A 1438-nucleotide genomic window follows, 5' to 3' on the forward strand; every position below is an offset into this window, starting at 1 on the left:
GAAGCCGAGGGACAGAGTTGGAGAGAGAGTGTGGGCACGGAAGGCTCTTCGGAAGAATTCGTCAGGTGGCCAAACCTGACGAGCGCTCCTTGGAACTATCACCACATATCCGGTATATTTCAAAAGTCAAATAAGCGTCAAACAGCAACCATCCGGTCACGCGGCTAGGTTCCTAATATTTCATAGTACCTGGGCCGGTACCCGTGCAGGCATAGCCCAGTGGTAGAGCACCTGTTTCAGATCGGATAGGCCGGTGGTTCGAATCCCGCCGCGGGGCACTTTTCACACCGCGGTTTGGTCGTCAAAATTATTTTGAAAAAAGTTCTGCTCAAACTCAAAAAAGTCGAGTATTAAAAAAACTTTTCGCGAGCTGAAATTTTCGGAGCGGAACTCAATTTCGAATTCTGATGCCACTGGATGCTTCGCGGGCTTGTGCGGATCAGTTTGTTTTTCGCGTTTCGGCACGCACGGCGGCACGCCCCAGCACCACCACGGCGCGACGCTGCAGCAGCCGGGTGGTCAAAAAAATCAAAAAATCGAGTTGGCCAAAAATCGTCGAAAACTTTTCGGGGACCAACTGCCATCATCGGATTGCGTATTGCCTCAGCACTGGTCGCGTCGAAAAAAGTTTTCTCCACGCCGTCTGGGATTTCGAAAAAACCGGCCCTGTGCACACGGTGGCGTGTGTATGGTTGTTCGTGGTCGCCTGGTGGTTGAAAATCTCAGGTGCACTTTGCGCCGCGAAAAAAATGATTTCTCAAAATTCGTTTTGCGGAGATTACAACTATGCGGGAACGAACGCGGATGCAATTTGAATTTCGTCGAACGGGTTGATTTTACTACCCAAGTAAAAAAATGTCTCGCCGACTTTTGGATTTGGTTTCGCGACATTGCTGCACGTTGCGCGGTGCATGGTGCACGGTGGTTGTGTTGTTAGGCCTTGTGGTGGCCGTCGGTGGGGTATGTTTGTGGCAGTACGGGGCGTTCATTCATCTCCATTTCTTTTCGAGCGGCAACGTGCGTGGTGTAGCATGTGGGTTCCGCGGTTTAGCGCATTTCATGTCGCGATGGGACGGTGGTTGAGAAAATGTCTCAGCCACTTCTACAAAGACAATCGCTTCGGTGTCATGGGCGGCACAGCCGCAATGGCGAAGCAGGCGTGGTTATGACCTCGGGGTGCTGTGTGTGGGCGGTTTTTGGCAGTCGGATAGTAAACTTTGGTCTTAGCGGCTAATTTCAAAACGAACACTGGGTAGCTTCATCTGTATATTCCATTGCGCGTGATCGCACGTTCGAACTTTTGCAAACGCTGGGCATTACAAAAATATTCGGACGCGGCAAAGTGTTTCAAGGAGGGGGGGAAGGTTAGGTAGGGGGGGAAGGTTAGGGGGGGAAGGTTAGGGGGGGGGAAGGTTAGGGGGGGGAAGGTTAGGGGGGG

At 51.9% G+C, this 1438-nt stretch carries 1 protein-coding gene; it reads left to right on the plus strand.

The annotated features are described in order from the left end of the window. The first annotated feature begins 407 nt into the window (after window positions 1-407). Window positions 408-815, plus strand: coding sequence for a hypothetical protein (locus Q9Q40_15625; GenBank protein MDQ7008651.1), 408 nt, complete (start codon window positions 408-410; stop codon window positions 813-815). Window positions 816-1438: the final 623 nt, after the last annotated feature.

This window comes from Acidobacteriota bacterium (genome assembly GCA_030949985.1).
GTDB lineage: Bacteria > Acidobacteriota > Polarisedimenticolia > J045 > J045 > JALTMS01.

What these genes read in the sequence shown, in the direction of transcription:
- Q9Q40_15625 (MDQ7008651.1), top strand. Translation starts at nt 408, where the DNA reads ATGCCACTGGATGCTTCGCGGGCTTGTGCGGATCAGTTTGTTTTTCGC.